Genomic DNA, 15,340 nt, shown 5'->3' with positions numbered 1-15,340 from the left:
CCCATTCCCAAAATCTCAGTCGTCAGATCATCCCGCAACGGTATCACCGAGCGCCCCTGCCGCCGTCGCGGCTTCGTCCCCGTCCCGCGCTCCGGACCGTTGCACGCTCGTGGTGAAGGGCTGGACTGGGTCCGAAATCCTGGCTGTTTGGGCGGTCGAGCCTGGCGCGCTTTTCTTGAGGACGCGGAGAACGCACCGCATCTGGTCAAAGAGGCGTAACTGTCGGTATCTCTATGACTTTCGCGGCCGCGCCATATGTCACAGAAAATTGCCGCAGGATATGATGAACCAGGAACATACATCTCCCTGCCCTCACAGCTCCTCCAGCGCGGCGAATAACTTCAGCCGCAACCTGCCCTCAGGCCTGCCCCCTTTCGGACCAACGACTATGAGTGTTCTTCCCGCAGCCGCCAGGTTTTGCCCGCAGCTGTGTGCTCGTCATCAGCGCATCCACCATCCCCGCCCAGACAGCCGCTCACAGACAATGGCGCCCTACTGCGCGCCTAGCGGGCTGCCTTCGACATCTCTGATTGCCAATGCGCCAGACGTTTGTCGGTGGCATTGGCGCCAACGCTGCTGTGCAGCCTCTCGCTGCTGTCCAGCCCGACCCGCCGCTTGCCGCGCAGCAGGAAAATCTTGCCCCAGCCGCGCCAGGTCCCGACGGAGGGCGCCGTCGGATCAACCGGAAACCGCATCCGCCAGTCGCGCGGCAACGGTAGGCCACAGTTTTCTGCCCGTTCCAGCATCCACACCAGCGAGACATTTGACAGCGGCCGCGCCGCTTCGAACCCGCCCAGCTGCCCGCCGACATCGCCATGGCTGCCGCGAAACCAGACCTGCTCAACCTTGCCGTCGTGACCATCCGGGCATTCCCAGAGAACCGGCTCAAACACCCGGCGGGTTTCGTCCAGCGCAAGCGCGTGAAAGCCGTTCTTCACATGTCGGCCCAGCTGATGGTTGTGAAATCCGTGTCGCCGCTCCGCCCAGCGCCATAGCAGCGGCAGGCGCAGACCCAGCGCCTTCACCGTATCCCAGACCCCCACCATTTCGATCTCCACATTTCGGTGGCAATACCGCTCGCTGAAGGTGGAGGCGACACAGGCTCCGGTCTGCGCCATCGCTTGCCCATGACCGGCCGCATCGGGTTCAGGGGCCGTCTCTGCGCCCATCTCGGCCACGGGCGGCAGGCTGGTGGCGGTATGATCACGCATCCCGCTGGCCGAGGCCCCGCCGCATTGATAGTGCCGGTAGGCGGTGCGGATATTGCGCACCGTGGCATGTTCGGCCTTCAGCAGCCCCACCTCGTCGATGACCCCCGCAAGGGAGCGCACCGCATAGGCCCCCCGCGAATAGCCCATCAGGTAGATCCGGTCGCCGGGACGATAGCGCGAGGCAAGATAGCCATAGGCTCGGCGGATCTGACGGTTGATGCCGCGCCCGATCATCACATCCGTCGTCTTGCGCCAGCTCTGCCATTGCACACCGGCCTCATAGAACACCGAAACCTGCGGGCCGACCTCGCGGCACAGCCGGTAGACCATGCCCGCATGGGTCTCATGTCCGGGTTCCAGCGTCGACATGGTGCCATCCAGGATGATCACATGCGCCTGCGGCCCACGCAGCTTGGTCTCGGCGGAATGCTCGGAGCGCAAAGGCCGCCCAAGCCATCCCAGGATCCTCTTACTCAGCTGCGTCAGCGACATTCCTCAATGCTTCCCATAGTCTAAGTGGTGTAAACGGCATCTCTATCTGCTGAACGCCGCGCTCCCGGACCGCGTCCTGCACCGCATTGGCAACCGCCGCCAGCGCCCCCACGGTTCCGGCCTCGCCGCAACCTTTCATACCCATCGGGTTCTGGGTCGATGGCACTGGCGCAAAGCCCACCTCAATCATCGGCACATCGGCGGCACGCGGCAAGGCATAGTCCATAAACGATGCTGTGAGCAGCTGCCCGTCGGCATCGTAGACGACACGCTCCAGAATCGCCTGCCCCAGCCCCTGCACCACCCCGCCATGAACCTGACCTTCAGCCAGCAACGGGTTGATGAGATTGCCAAAGTCATCGACCACCGTGTAGCGATCGACATGGCTCAGCCCGGTTTCCGGGTCGATCACGATCTCGGCAACATGGGCTCCGTTTGGAAACGAACGCCCCGGCAGTTTGGCCCGTGCCGCGTGACGCAGCAACTCGTGGCGGCCTTGCGTACGGGCCATCTCTGCGGCCTCCACCAGGCTTGGCCGCTGGTTGCTGCCCGGGGCAGTGAACCGTTCCCCGTCAAAGGTGACGGAGCCATGGGCGACGCCCAGCTCCTCCTCGAGGAAGGGGGTAAAGGCGGCGATCATCACATCGACGGCTGCAAGCGTGGCATTGGCCTGGGTGGTCACCGAACGTGATCCGCCGGTGCCGCCGCCCTGGGCAATCCTGTCGCTGTCACCCTGCACCACGGTGATATCAGCGGCAGGGATTCCGGTCTGATCCGCAAGAAACTGCGCATAGACCGTTTCATGGCCCTGCCCGTTGCTCTGCGTTCCGACATAGATGCTCACCCGACCCTCCGCTTCAAAGGCGACCTCCGCGCTTTCAGAAGGATCGCCCAAAATACTTTCGATATAGTAACACAGCCCAACGCCCCGTAAATTTCCGCGTTCCGCATCAGCGGCCTTGCGCCCAGCGAATCCCGCCAGATCTGCCGCCTCTTCGGTGCGCGCCAGCAGCTGGTGGAAATCGCCAACGTCATAGGTCTCATCCGTTGCGGTCTGGTAGGGAAACTGGTCGGCGCAGATGAAATTGCGTCGCCGCAGCTCCCATGGGTCGACGCCCAGCGCGTGAGCGGCGTGATCCATCACCCGCTCCAGCACATAGATCGCCTCCGGCCGACCGGCCCCACGATAGGCATCGACCTGAGCGGTATTGGTATAGATCCCCTCAACCCGCAGCCAGGTGGCGCGGATGTCATAGACCCCGGCCAGCACCCGGCTGAACAGCTGCGTCTGCACCGGCTGGCCGAAATGTGAATTATAGGCGCCAAGGTTGCAGTGACTGTGGACCCGGTAGCCGGTAATGCGCAGATCCGCATCAAAGGCCAGCTCCGCCAGAGAGGTCAGATCGCGTCCGGCATTATCGCTCAGCATCGCCTCGGTACGGTCCGAGACCCACAGAACCGGCCGACCCAGCAACCGCGCGGCATGGGCAACCGCGAAATACTCAGGATACGGCATCGCCTTCATGCCAAAGCCGCCACCAACATCCGGTGTGGTGACATGCACCGCCTCGGGCGCCAGTCCCAGCTTATCGCTGAGCTGCTTTTTCATCGCCCAGACGCCCTGACCGCCATAGGTGAACTGCAACCGGCCATCGGCCCAGCGCGCAAAACAGCCGCGCGGCTCCATCGTGTTGACAATGATCCGGTTGTCTTCGACCTGTAGCGCCACCCGGTGGGCGGCAGCGGCGAATGCGGCGTCCGTCGCGGCCTCATCGCCCATGCCCCAGTCAAAGGCCCGGTTGTCAGGCGCCTCCGGGTGCAGCTGCTCGCCCCCTGCGACCAGATCCAGTTTCGCCGGCAGATCGTCGATATCAAGCTCGATCATCTCACCTGCGTCGCGCGCCTGATCCAGCGTCTCGGCAATCACCACCGCAATCGGCTCACCGACAAATCGAACCCGCTCGCGCGCCAGCATTGGCCGTTCGGGCGCAGCTGCCTTGCTGCCATCGCGGTTGGTCACCACGGCACCGTCCATGCCCACGATCAGTCCAGCTGCCTCAAGATCAGCCAACGCCAGCACCGCCGCGACGCCGTCGGCCTCGCGCGCCATGTCGAGATCCAGATGGGTGATGGTGCCATGGGCGACAGGGCTGCGCAGCACCCAGGCCCGCAGCGCCCCGGCTGGCGCGATATCTTCCAGATAGCGCCCCTGCCCGGTCAGAAACCGCACATCCTCGACCCGTCTCACGGGTTGGCTCTTGCCGAATTTATCCATCACTGCCCCTGACCTGCCTTGCGTGTCGGATCGCGTTTCAGCTGCAAAACGTCCACAGCGGCGCCGGGTCCGCCCCGCGCCGCCGTGTTGATCCTGTCAAAAGCGAGACTAGCCTCAGGGGCGCGCTTGTCCAGACAGCTCGATCACTGTCGCCACGTCCGACAGCCCATAACCGTTGAACTGCGTGCTCATGGCCGAGGAATAGGCACCAAGCCCCGGAAACAGCACATAGTCACCGATCCGGGTGTCGCTTGGCAGCGGCAGCCCATCCGGCAGCCGGTCCAGGCTGTCACAGGTCGGCCCGAAGACCACCCGCGGCTGGCAGTCCGCCACCCGGCGGGTGCCATCGGCGGCCACCACCTCGACCCGGCCCGGCAGGCCCATGTCGCGGATATCGACCAGCCCGCCATAGATCCCGTCGTTCAGGAACACCACCGCGCCCTGCTTGCGCATCCCCTTGACGCGCGCCGCCAGGGTAAAGCTTTCAGAGACCATCGCGCGCCCCGGCTCGCAGATCAGCTGCGGCCTCTCCGCACCAAAAGCCTCATCGGCGGCAGCTGAAATCGCCGCAAAAACCTTTTCCAGGTCCGGCGCCACCCCGTCACGGTTGGCAGCAAACCCCCCGCCGACATTGAGCCGGGCAATGCGGACACCGGCGGCATCCACGATCCGTTTGGCGGCATGAACATATTCGACCCAGGCGCTCTCATCCTCGCATTGGGTACCGGGGTGAAAACACAAGGCCGGGGTCCAGCCCTCAGCTGCCACCCGTTTCAGCAGCTCAATCGCCAGCTCGGGTTCGGCCCCGAATTTGCTGCCGAAATCATAGGCGGCACCGGCCACCGGCAGCGCAAAGCGCACGGCGATTTCGCAGGTCTTGGGCACCTCGGCCAGCTTGTCCAGCTCGCTGGCCTCATCCACAGACCAGCTGGCAACGCCATGGGCGATCCCTGCAGCGATCTCCACCTCCGACCGCACCGGATTGTTGTAATGCATCACCGCATCGGGGCTTGCCGCGCGCACCGCATCCATTTCCGCAGGCGACGCCACATCAAAACCGGTGATCCCCGCCGCCACCAGATTGGACAGCACAGCAGGATGCGGGTTGGCCTTCACCGCATAGGTCACCAGCCCCGGAAAGCCTTTTTGAAAGCGGTTGGCCACATCATGCAGCACCCGCGGCGAGAAATAGAGGATCGGATGATCCGGGGTGCTGCGCGCCAGATGGGTTTCAGGGGAAAGCCAAAGGGGTGGGATCTGCTGCATGAGGAACGGCCCTAATTGGAATATTCGGTGGTGTTTTTATCAGTTTCCGCCGAAACCCCGTCGATTTCGCTCGTCACATTGACTATAGTGACGAAAATCACCGTCATATCGCAGGTCAAACATGCAAACCGACGAAACCGACCAACATCTGCTGACGCTCCTGCGCGAGAACGCCCGCCGCCCTGTGGCGGATCTGGCCCGGCGTCTGGGGCTGGCGCGCACGACGGTGCAGGCACGGATCGAGCGGCTGGAGACCTCAGGCGTGATCAGCGGCTACACGCTGCGCACCTCGTCGCAGGCGCGTCCGCCGCTTCAGGCGACGGTGCTGATCTCGATTGAACCCCGCTCCGGCCCCGAGGTGCTGGCCCGGCTGCGCGGCTTACCCGGCGTCGAAGTGGTCCATACCACCTCGGGGCGCTTTGACCTTCTGGCACAGGTGGTGGCGCAGACCACGGCGGAGCTGGACGAAACCATTGACCGCATCGGCGAGGCACGCGGCGTGCGCTCTTCCGAAAGCCTGATCCATCTCGCAACCAAACTGGACCGCACCGGCCAATAGTGTTCCCACGCGCCGCAACGCGTGCCAACGCGCCTCACCACATTCAAGCCCTGGAAAACGTGAAAAGTCGTGCGCCCGGCCGCCCCTGCGGTATCCGCATCAAGGGCGCCCGGGCGGCTTGAAACCATAGACATCGGCAATCAGGATCCGAGGGAGATCCCTGTGGACAAAGGCGGCTTGGAACTCCACCTCGGTGACCCGGGCGCGACATCACTCACTGTCATCTGCATCCCGATATCCCCACCACCAACCGTGCCGGATTAAGCTTAAAACGCCGTTATCACCGCGATCGTTCCAAATTAATTTTGGTTTTTCAAAAATCATCTGCCAACACCGCCCCGCCAGCACCGCCGCCTCCTATCGAGCCTTTCCCTTTCCCCCGCCATTCGCTATGGGATGAGCCGATTAGATGGATACGCAGGCAGGACATTCCGATGGCGATGGACAAGACATTTAACGCAGCCGAAGCCGAAACCCGGCTTTCCGAGGCCTGGGAAAAGGCAGGCTGTTTCCGCGCAGGTGCAAACGCCAAGCGCAGCGAAACCTACAGCGTCATGATCCCGCCCCCGAATGTCACGGGCGTCCTGCACATGGGCCATGCCTTCAACAACACGCTTCAGGACATCCTGATCCGCTGGAAACGGATGCAGGGGTATGACACGCTCTGGCAGCCCGGCACCGACCACGCGGGCATCGCCACCCAGATGGTGGTGGAGCGCATGTTGGCCCAGACCCAGCAGCCCTCCCGCGGAGAACTGGGCCGCGAGAAGTTCCTGGAAAAGATCTGGGAATGGAAAGAACAATCCGGCGGCACCATCATCAACCAGCTGAAGCGCCTTGGCGCTTCCTGTGACTATGACCGCACCGCCTTCACCATGGCCGGCGCTGCGGGCGACACCCGTACGGGCCATGAGAATTCGCCCAATTTCCACGATGCGGTGATCAAGGTCTTTGTTGAGATGTACAACAAGGGGCTGATCTACCGTGGCAAGCGGCTGGTGAACTGGGATCCGCATTTTGAGACCGCGATCTCCGACCTTGAGGTGGAGAATATCGAGGTTGCGGGCCACATGTGGCACTTCAAATACCCGCTCGCCGGTGGGGCCACCTACACCTATGTGGAGAAGGACGAGGACGGCAATGTCATCCTCGAGGAAGAGCGCGACTATATCTCCATCGCCACCACCCGTCCCGAAACCATGCTGGGCGACGGCGCGGTGGCTGTGCATCCTTCGGATGAACGCTACGCGCCTATTGTGGGCAAGCTGTGCGAAATCCCGGTCGGCCCCAAGGAGCACCGCCGCCTGATCCCGATCATCACTGATGAATACCCGGACAAGGATTTCGGCTCTGGTGCCGTAAAGATCACCGGCGCGCATGATTTCAACGACTATCAGGTCGCCAAACGCGGCGGCATTCCGATGTATAACCTGATGGATACCAAGGCGAATATGCGCAGCGACGGCGCGCCCTATGCCGAGGAAGCCGCCAAAGCACAGGCCATCGCCAATGGCGAGGCAGAGTTCACCGAAACCAGCATCGCCGCGATGAACATGGTGCCGGAAGAATACCGTGGCCTGGACCGCTTCGAGGCACGCAAACGCGTGGTCGCCGACATCACCGCCGAAGGTCTCGCCGTGATGCAGACCACCAGCAGAACGGTGAAGGATGAGGACGGCAACGAGACCGAGGTGACCGAGACCACGCCTTATGTCGAGAACAAGCCGATCATGCAGCCCTTTGGCGACCGCTCCAAAGTGGTCATTGAACCGATGCTGACCGACCAGTGGTTTGTGGACGCCGCCAAAATCGTTGGCCCGGCGCTGGACGCCGTGAAAGACGGCACCGTGAAGATCCTGCCGGAAAGCGGCGAAAAGACCTATTACCACTGGCTGGAGAACATCGAACCCTGGTGCATCTCGCGCCAGCTGTGGTGGGGCCATCAGATCCCGGTTTGGTATGGGCCAGTCAAAGACCAAGCTACCGGCAAATTCGACTATTCGCGCATGGAGGTCATGATTTGTGCATCCTCAGCGAGTGAAGCTGAAGAAAAAGCCAAAGCACTCTACGAGGTTGAGTTCGCTTATAACAGCCCACAGGAAAACGCAAAATTCCTCTGGGATGACGAAGTTGAAACAGCCACGTTTATTTCGCAGTCGGGTAACAAAGCCGGGAAAGAAGACGGTTCTGCAAACTTTGTACTGCTGCTTCGCGACCCCGACGTGCTGGACACCTGGTTCTCCTCCGGTCTCTGGCCGATCGGCACACTCGGCTGGCCCGAGTGGACTGAGGAAACCTCGAAATACTTCCCGACCTCGACCCTCGTCACCGGTCAGGACATCCTGTTCTTCTGGGTTGCGCGGATGATGATGATGCAGCTGGCGGTTCTGGATCAGGATCTGCCGGTCGAACAGCGCATCCCGTTTGACACCGTCTACCTCCACGGCCTCGTCCGCGACGCCAAGGGCAAGAAGATGTCGAAATCCACCGGCAACGTGGTCGACCCGCTGGAGATCATCGACGAATACGGCGCCGACGCGCTGCGTTTTACCAATGCGGCGATGGCCAGCCTCGGCGGTGTGCTGAAGCTCGACATGCAGCGCATTGCGGGCTACCGCAACTTTGGCACCAAACTGTGGAATGCGGTGAACTTCGCCCATTTCAACAATGTCTATGACGCCGACACCCCCGCCTATGACATCCCCGATGCCAAGGCTGCCGTGAACCAGTGGATCATCGGCGAAACCGCCAAGGTCCGGGTCGAGGTGGATGCCGCCCTTGAGGCCTTCCGCTTCAACGACGCCGCCCTCGGCCTCTACGCCTTTGTCTGGGGCAAGGTCTGCGACTGGTACATCGAACTCAGCAAACCACTGTTCGGCTCCGAGGATGAGGCGGTGATCGCCGAAACCCGGCAGACGCTCGGCTGGGTGCTGGATCAGTGCATGATCCTCCTGCATCCGATCATGCCCTTCATCACCGAGGAGCTGTGGGGCAATACCGCCAAGCGGTCAAACATGCTGGTGCATGAAGACTGGCCGACCTATGGCACCGAGCTGGTGAACGCCGATGCGGACGCCGAAATGAACTGGGTGATCACCGCGATCGAGAACATCCGCTCCACCCGCGCGCAGATGCACGTCCCGGCGGGCGCCAAGATCCCGATGGTGGTGACAGAATTCTCCGATCAGGCGCGCAGCGCCTGGGAGAAGAACGAGGCGATGATCCAGAAACTGGCCCGCATCACCACGCTGGAGCAGGTCGACACCTTCCCCAAGGGCTGCGCCAGCGTCGCCGCCCCCGGTGCCTCCTTCGGCCTGCCGCTGGCGGATGTCATCGACGTGGACGCCGAAAAGGCGCGTCTGGAGAAGACCCTGGGCAAGTTGGCCAAGGAGCTGGGCGGCCTGCGCGGACGCCTCAACAACCCCAAATTCGCGGCCTCCGCCCCCGAAGAGGTGGTCGCTGAGGCCCGCGAAAACCTGAACCTGCGCGAGGAAGAAGAAGCCAAGGTGAAGGAAGCGCTGGCGCGCCTCGCCGAGATCGGCTGATCACAACAAACTGCGGGGCAAGCCATTGGTATTCCGACCGGCTTGCCCCGATACGATCTCCAAAGATGAGATCCAGCGCCGCGGCAGCAACCGCCCGCGATTAGGTCATATGCCCTGCATAAACGGCGCGATCTGCCGCCCCGATTTGCACTCCTGGCTGAGCCATCCCGTCAAATCGTCCCCATAAGGGGAAAAACCACACAACGCGGTCATTGCCTTTGCTCCGGTTCTGTATCAGCCTGTGCCAACAGCTTGATATCCGCGCCAGAAAGGACCCCCCATGCCCAAAGGATACTGGGTCGCCCATGTCGACGTTGATGATATGGACCGCTACAAGGATTATGTCGCAGCCAATGCCACCGCCTTTGCCGAATATGGTGCGAAATTCCTGATCCGCGGTGGTGCCAAGGAAGTGCGCGAAGGCCAGACGCGCGCGCGCACCGTGGTCATCGAGTTCAAGGATTTCGCCACCGCCAAGGCCTGTTATGATTCTGTCGCCTACCAGCAGGCCAAGGCGCTGCGCGATCCGGTCGCAACCGGCGACATGGAAATCATCGAAGGCTACGGCGACTAGGACCCGCTTGGCCCTGGACGCACTCAACAGTAGAGTAATGCCATGCTGAAGAAACTGTTTCAGGTCTTTCGACCGCAAAAGACCCCCGCCCAGCCGGACCCGGATGCCGAGCTGGCCCTGGGTGCGCTTCTGGTGCGTGTGGCGCAATCGGATCGCGACTACCAGCTGGAAGAAATCAGCCTGATCGACCGCATTCTGGCCCGCCTTTACCAGCACGATGCGATCGAGGCGGCAAAGGTCCGTGCCGCCTGCGAAAAACTCCATGCCGCCGCGCCGGAAACCGACACATTCGGGCGTCTGATCCGCGAAACCACCGGGCTTGAGGAACGGCTCGCGGCGCTGGATGCGCTCTGGGAGGTGGTGCTGGCCGATGGTCACGAACACCCCGGCGAGATGAAAATCGTCGAGGACGCGCGCAAGGCGATGGGTCTGTCAAGGGCCGACAGCGACACCGCCCGCGCCCGCGCGCAGGGCAAATTGCTCGCCCCGGAGCCAGCCATTGCCGCAGCCCAGCGACCGCAGGCTGTGGGCACGGCCGAGGACACCCCGCCGCCGCCCATTCCAGACAGGGAACCGCAACCATGATCAAGGAACTGCTGGGACGGCTTCTGGCGCCAGCGCCCGAACCGCTGGATGACCGCGACGCCCGACTGGCGCTCTGCGCGCTGCTGGTGCGGATTGCGCGCTCCGATCACAATTACTCCGATGACGAACGGGACCGGATCGACCGGATCCTGCGCGCTCGTTACGACCTCGACATGGGCGGTGCGATCCTGCTGCGCGAACAGGCCGAGGCGCTGGAGGCCGAGGCCCCCGACACCGTCCGCTTCACCCGCGCGATCAAGGACGCGGTGCCCTATGAAAACCGCATGGCCGTGGTCGAGGCGCTGTGGCAGGTGGTGCTGGCCGATGGCAAACGCGACGACGCCGAGGATGCGCTCCTGCGGCTTTCCGCCAGCCTGCTCGGGGTCAGCGATATGGACAGCGCCCGCGCCCGCCAACGCGCCGAGGCCAGCTCATGATTGCCAGCCTGGCGATGTATGACCGCCCGGAAACCGCCGCAGCGCTCGATGCCCTGTGGCAGGCGATCCGCAGCGCTCTGGCCGATGCCTCAATCGAGGCCCCCGAAACCCTGAGCCGAGGCGGCGACCTCTGGTCGATCTGGTCCGATTCGACACTGCTGCTGGCGCAGACCTGTGGCCTGCCCTACCGCACGCGGCTCTATGAACAGGTCAATCTGGTCACCACGCTGGACCACGGCGTCGCGGATTGTCCGCCGGGCTATTACACCAGCGTCTTTGTCGCCCATCGCGACCGATCCGGCGCGGATCTTCGGACCATCGCGGGCGGCAGCTTTGCCTATAACGAAGCGCTCTCGCAATCGGGCTGGGCCGCACCGATGATGCACCTGCGCGACCTCTCGCTGCTGCCCGGCAGCCTGTTCCAATCCGGCAGCCATCGCGCATCCGCCCGCGCCGTCGCCGACGGGACCGCAGATTTCGCGGCACTTGATGCCGTCAGCTGGGCGCTGATGCAGCAGCATGACGACTGGGCGACGGAGCTTGTGGAAATCGCCCGCACCAAACCGACGCCGGGCCTGCCGCTGATCACCGCCCGGACCCGCGACCCGGTTCCGCTGCGCGCCGCCGTGGCCCAGGCTGTCGCCGAGCTGGACGAGACCCACCGTCAGATATTGCACCTGAAGGGCGTCAGCGATATTGCCCCCGGCGCCTATCTGGCGGTCCCGACACCGCTCGGGCCGGTGCTGACGGAACAATCCATCCGCCAGCAGGCCGCAGTCTGACCCCTTGGTTCCCACCCTCAGGGCCCGCGCTGAGCCGGCCCGGAGGGTGCGCGAGGGCCTGACAACCACGCCGCGAGCAGTCGAAGGGCCACAAACTCGCCCATTGATTACAGGCAGATCTCGCATCTGCCACAGCCTCCACATGTATGAGTACAATTTGATCAGATTACCCGCCAAAATGATAAATTCCGCACCGGCCTTATCGGTTTGCACGTTGCATCCGCTCTTTTTTTCGGTCCAATAAGGACGAATTCAACGACAATTGAACGAGAGACACCTTGACCGACACAACACCAGTTCTGGAAATCCGCGGCCTGCACAAGTCATATGGCGAGCTGGAAGTGATCAAAGGTGTTGATATCACCGCCCACCGGGGCGATGTGGTCTCTCTCATTGGATCGTCCGGTTCGGGCAAATCCACCCTGCTGCGCTGCTGCAACCTCCTGGAGGACAGCCAGGAGGGTGACATCCTCTTCAAAGGCGAACCGATCCGCTGGTCAGGACGCGGTCTTGCGCGGCGTCCCGCGGACCCGAAACAGGTGCTGCGCATCCGCACCAACCTGTCGATGGTATTCCAGCAGTTCAATCTCTGGGCCCATATGACCATTCTGCAAAACGTCATGGAGGCGCCGCTGACCGTGCTCGGTCGCGACCGTGCCGAGGTCGAGGAGGCCGCGCGCAAATACCTCACCAAGGTGGGGATCGGCGACAAATGCGATGCCTATCCGGCGCAGCTGTCCGGCGGACAGCAGCAGCGCGCCGCCATTGCGCGCGCACTCTGCATGGAACCCGAGGCGCTGCTGTTTGACGAACCGACCTCTGCTCTTGATCCCGAACTGGAACAGGAAGTGGTCAGGGTGATCAAGGATCTCGCAGCCGAAGGCCGCACCATGATCATCGTGACCCATGACATGAACATGGCCGCAGATGTGTCCAGCCATATCGTCTTTCTGCACAAGGGCCTCATCGAAGAAGAAGGCTGCCCGGACGAACTCTTTGGCAACACCCGCTCCGAACGCCTGCGGGGCTTTCTTGCCTCCACGCGACACGGTAAATAATCATCATAACAACCAAACCAAACGGGAGTAACCTCATGAAATCTCTTATCCTCAGCACCGCTGCGCTGGCTCTTACGGCCGGTATCGCGATGGCCGACACCGTGCGTCTGGGCACCGAGGGCGCCTACCCTCCGTACAACTTCCTGAACGACGACGGTCAGGTTGACGGTTTTGAGCGTGAGCTGGGCGACGAGCTGTGCAAGCGCGCCGAACTGGACTGCGAATGGGTCACCAATGACTGGGATTCGATCATCCCGAACCTGCTGTCGGGCAACTACGACACCATCATCGCCGGCATGTCGATCACCGAAGAGCGCAAGGAAGTTGTGAACTTCACCACCGGCTACACCCGCCCGTCGCCCTCCGCCTATGCGGCGATGTCGGCTGATGTCGATGTGAACAGCGCCGTTGTGGCAGCACAGGCCTCCACCATTCAGGCCGCCCATGTCGCCTCCACCGGCGCCACCCTGGTCGAATTCCCCACCCCGGATGAAACCGTCGCTGCGGTGAAAGCTGGCGAAGTCGACGCGGTCATGGCCGACAAGGACTTCCTGATCCCGATCGTCGACGAAACCGAGCTGACCTTCGTTGCAGAGGACGTGCTGCTGGGCGGTGGCATCGGCATGGCGTTCCGCAAATCCGATGATGAGCTGCGCGGCAAGTTCGACGCTGCCATCGAATCGATGAAGGCAGACGGCTCGCTGAACGCCCTGCTGGAAAAATGGGAAATCGAAGGCCGGTTCTGAGCCCTCGCATCATCCTGATATCAAGGAAGGGGGGCGGCATGCCCCCCTTCGCCCTTGACCGGTCCCGCTCCGCTGTGGCGCCCTGACCGGTCCCTGTCCGAACGAGGCCCGCCATCTTCTCCTTTTGCACCGATCCGGCCAGCCTGGAGGGTTTCCAGTGGCTGAGCTGTTATCTCACCACCGGCAAGCATTTTGCCTTCTACGCCTCCTTCGGGACGGTTCTGCTGCTGCTGGCTGTCACCGCGCCCGCGGCGCTGGCCTTCGGCTTTGGCGGCGCCATGGCTGCCCGCGCGCAATTCGCGCCGCTCTCCTGGCTGGGCAAGGCCTATATCGCCATTGTGCGCGGCGTGCCGGACATTGCCTTTTTCCTGTTCTTCGTCATCGCTCTGGATCAGGGCATCGAATATCTGCGCCATCAGGTGAAATGCCCCGACTGGGACGCGCCGGTGCGCCAGGGCAATGATTTTGTGGTCTGTGACATCGCCAAGATGCCGCTCAGCACCTCCGAACAGTGGATCCATGAGGTCTATGGCTTCACCCTTGCGGTGGTCACCTTCGCTATCGTCTTCGGCGCCTTTGCCGCCAATGTGCTCTATGGCGCCATGCGCGCTGTGCCCCGCGCCCAGATCGAAACCGCCGAAGCCTATGGCATGAGCCACCGACAGGCCTTCTGGCGCATTCTGGTGCCGCAGATGTGGACCTATGCGCTGCCCGGTCTGTCGAACCTGTGGATGGTCCTGATCAAGGCGACGCCGCTGCTGTTCCTGCTGGGGGTTGAGGATATCGTCTATTGGGCACGTGAACTCGGCGGCTCCAAGACGGCCCGCTTCACCGAATACCCCCATGGCGACTGGCGCATGTGGTATTTCCTCGGCCTTCTGGTCTTCTACCTCGCGTTCACCAAACTCTCCGAACTGGTGCTGGACCGGATCCGCGACCGGCTCTCCCACGGTCAGGCCACGCTGGCCGGCGAAGCGCAAAGGAAAGCGTCATGAGCTGTATCCAGACACTGCAAGATTACGGCCTGCGCGCCCTCGGCATCGGCGAACGCATGTTGCCGCGCAGCGATTTCACCCTCTGCGACCAGTTTGTGCTGATCGGTTCGGGGATGCTGTGGAACATCTATTTCGGCGCGATCGCCGTCATCATCGGGTTTGTCATCGCCAATGGCGTAGCACTGGCCAAGAATTCCACCTCCACGCCGCTGCGCAAAGCTGCGGAATGGTTCATCTTCATCTTCCGTGGCTCGCCGCTGTTCATCCAGTTCTTCTTTGCCTACTTCCTGTTCCTGCAACTGAAATCGGTGTCCTCCATCTTTGACCCGCTGTCGGCAGCCTGGCTCGGGGCGCTGATCGTGCTGATCCTCAACACCGCCGCCTATTCCGCCGAAATCTTCTACGGCGCGCTGCGGTCGATCCCAAAGGGCGATATCGAGGCGGCAGATGCCTATGGCCTCTCCGGCTGGACCCGGTTTCGTCGAATCATGTGGCCAACGATGATGCGGCTGGCCTGGCCCTCCTACACCAACGAAGCGATCTTTCTCTTCCACGCCACCACGCTGGTGTTCTTCTCCGGTTTTCCGGCATGGCAACAGCGCGGCGATGCGCTCTACTACGCCAGCTATTTCGCGGACAAGACCTTCAACCCCTTCGTGCCCTACCCGATCCTGGCCTTCTATTTCATCCTGCTGACGCTGGCGGTGATCACCCTCTTTGGCGCGATCAATACCCGTCTGAACGCACATCTGCCGCAGGACCGACGGAAAAAAATTCGCTTGCGTCCTAATCTGATCCGGTAGTATCCATTATTT

At 62.4% G+C, this 15,340-nt stretch carries 13 protein-coding genes; 10 read left to right on the top strand and 3 right to left on the bottom strand.

Translation table 11 applies throughout. From position 1 onward, the window contains the following. Nucleotides 1–503 precede the first annotated feature (503 nt). From VXL81_RS06600 to VXL81_RS06590, 3 genes are all read right to left on the bottom strand, one after another. Entirely contained in the window at nt 504–1,703 is a 1,200-nt protein-coding gene (locus VXL81_RS06600) for a DUF2235 domain-containing protein (RefSeq protein WP_416553425.1), read from the bottom strand. Beyond that, nucleotides 1,681–3,978, bottom strand: a complete 2,298-nt coding sequence (locus VXL81_RS06595) for a xanthine dehydrogenase family protein molybdopterin-binding subunit (RefSeq protein WP_416553423.1) — start codon at nt 3,976–3,978, stop codon at nt 1,681–1,683. The genes VXL81_RS06600 and VXL81_RS06595 overlap by 23 nt, the downstream gene beginning before the upstream one ends. Nucleotides 3,979–4,092: 114 nt before the next feature. After that, nucleotides 4,093–5,244: a type III PLP-dependent enzyme gene (locus tag VXL81_RS06590; protein ID WP_416536286.1), complete on the bottom strand. Its 1,152-nt coding sequence runs from the start codon at nt 5,242–5,244 to the stop codon at nt 4,093–4,095. A 121-nt stretch (nt 5,245–5,365) separates the two neighbouring features. On the opposite strand from VXL81_RS06590, the gene VXL81_RS06585 reads away from it, so the two are divergent. From VXL81_RS06585 to VXL81_RS06540, 10 genes are all read left to right on the top strand, one after another. Continuing rightward, on the top strand, nt 5,366–5,803 hold the full coding sequence (locus VXL81_RS06585; RefSeq protein WP_340545227.1) for an Lrp/AsnC family transcriptional regulator: 438 nt from the start codon (nt 5,366–5,368) through the stop codon (nt 5,801–5,803). 434 nt (nt 5,804–6,237) lie between these two features. Beyond that, on the top strand, nt 6,238–9,348 hold the full coding sequence (locus VXL81_RS06580) for a valine--tRNA ligase (RefSeq protein WP_416553421.1): 3,111 nt from the start codon (nt 6,238–6,240) through the stop codon (nt 9,346–9,348). 280 nt (nt 9,349–9,628) lie between these two features. After that, a complete protein-coding gene (locus VXL81_RS06575; protein WP_340545225.1) occupies nt 9,629–9,922 on the top strand; it encodes a DUF1330 domain-containing protein in 294 nt (97 codons plus the stop codon). A gap of 42 nt (nt 9,923–9,964) precedes the next feature. Then, entirely contained in the window at nt 9,965–10,507 is a 543-nt protein-coding gene (locus tag VXL81_RS06570; RefSeq protein WP_340545224.1) for a TerB family tellurite resistance protein, read from the top strand. Beyond that, complete coding sequence (locus VXL81_RS06565) at nt 10,504–10,944, top strand: TerB family tellurite resistance protein (protein ID WP_340545223.1); 441 nt, start codon at nt 10,504–10,506, stop codon at nt 10,942–10,944. Before VXL81_RS06570 ends, VXL81_RS06565 begins: the two co-directional genes overlap by 4 nt. Further along, complete coding sequence (locus tag VXL81_RS06560) at nt 10,941–11,726, top strand: phosphate/phosphite/phosphonate ABC transporter substrate-binding protein (RefSeq protein WP_416553419.1); 786 nt, start codon at nt 10,941–10,943, stop codon at nt 11,724–11,726. Before VXL81_RS06565 ends, VXL81_RS06560 begins: the two co-directional genes overlap by 4 nt. A gap of 278 nt (nt 11,727–12,004) precedes the next feature. Beyond that, nucleotides 12,005–12,784 carry an ABC transporter ATP-binding protein gene (locus VXL81_RS06555; RefSeq protein WP_340545221.1) on the top strand — a complete coding sequence of 260 codons (780 nt, stop codon included), beginning with the start codon at nt 12,005–12,007 and terminating at the stop codon, nt 12,782–12,784. Nucleotides 12,785–12,819: 35 nt separating this feature from the next. Next, complete coding sequence (locus VXL81_RS06550; RefSeq protein ID WP_416553417.1) at nt 12,820–13,530, top strand: transporter substrate-binding domain-containing protein; 711 nt, start codon at nt 12,820–12,822, stop codon at nt 13,528–13,530. A 113-nt stretch (nt 13,531–13,643) separates the two neighbouring features. Next, nucleotides 13,644–14,525, top strand: a complete 882-nt coding sequence (locus VXL81_RS06545; RefSeq protein WP_340546298.1) for an ABC transporter permease — start codon at nt 13,644–13,646, stop codon at nt 14,523–14,525. Then, on the top strand, nt 14,522–15,328 hold the full coding sequence (locus tag VXL81_RS06540; RefSeq protein WP_340545219.1) for an ABC transporter permease: 807 nt from the start codon (nt 14,522–14,524) through the stop codon (nt 15,326–15,328). The genes VXL81_RS06545 and VXL81_RS06540 overlap by 4 nt, the downstream gene beginning before the upstream one ends. Nucleotides 15,329–15,340: the final 12 nt, after the last annotated feature.

Source organism: Phaeobacter sp. JH204B (assembly GCF_048055755.1).
Lineage (GTDB): Bacteria > Pseudomonadota > Alphaproteobacteria > Rhodobacterales > Rhodobacteraceae > Phaeobacter > Phaeobacter bryozoorum.
The sequence above is the reverse complement of the archived record's forward strand: the minus strand, read 5'-3'. Positions and strand labels throughout refer to the sequence as shown.

Excerpts from the sequence above, each read along its gene's own strand:
- VXL81_RS06595 (WP_416553423.1), bottom strand. The coding sequence starts at position 3,978 with ATGGATAAATTCGGCAAGAGCCAACCCGTGAGACGGGTCGAGGATGTG.
- VXL81_RS06590 (WP_416536286.1), bottom strand. The coding sequence starts at position 5,244 with ATGCAGCAGATCCCACCCCTTTGGCTTTCCCCTGAAACCCATCTGGCG.
- VXL81_RS06540 (WP_340545219.1), top strand. The coding sequence starts at position 14,522 with ATGAGCTGTATCCAGACACTGCAAGATTACGGCCTGCGCGCCCTCGGC.
- VXL81_RS06550 (WP_416553417.1), top strand. The coding sequence starts at position 12,820 with ATGAAATCTCTTATCCTCAGCACCGCTGCGCTGGCTCTTACGGCCGGT.
- VXL81_RS06585 (WP_340545227.1), top strand. The coding sequence starts at position 5,366 with ATGCAAACCGACGAAACCGACCAACATCTGCTGACGCTCCTGCGCGAG.
- VXL81_RS06565 (WP_340545223.1), top strand. The coding sequence starts at position 10,504 with ATGATCAAGGAACTGCTGGGACGGCTTCTGGCGCCAGCGCCCGAACCG.
- VXL81_RS06570 (WP_340545224.1), top strand. The coding sequence starts at position 9,965 with ATGCTGAAGAAACTGTTTCAGGTCTTTCGACCGCAAAAGACCCCCGCC.
- VXL81_RS06575 (WP_340545225.1), top strand. The coding sequence starts at position 9,629 with ATGCCCAAAGGATACTGGGTCGCCCATGTCGACGTTGATGATATGGAC.
- VXL81_RS06580 (WP_416553421.1), top strand. The coding sequence starts at position 6,238 with ATGGCGATGGACAAGACATTTAACGCAGCCGAAGCCGAAACCCGGCTT.
- VXL81_RS06600 (WP_416553425.1), bottom strand. The coding sequence starts at position 1,703 with ATGTCGCTGACGCAGCTGAGTAAGAGGATCCTGGGATGGCTTGGGCGG.
- VXL81_RS06560 (WP_416553419.1), top strand. The coding sequence starts at position 10,941 with ATGATTGCCAGCCTGGCGATGTATGACCGCCCGGAAACCGCCGCAGCG.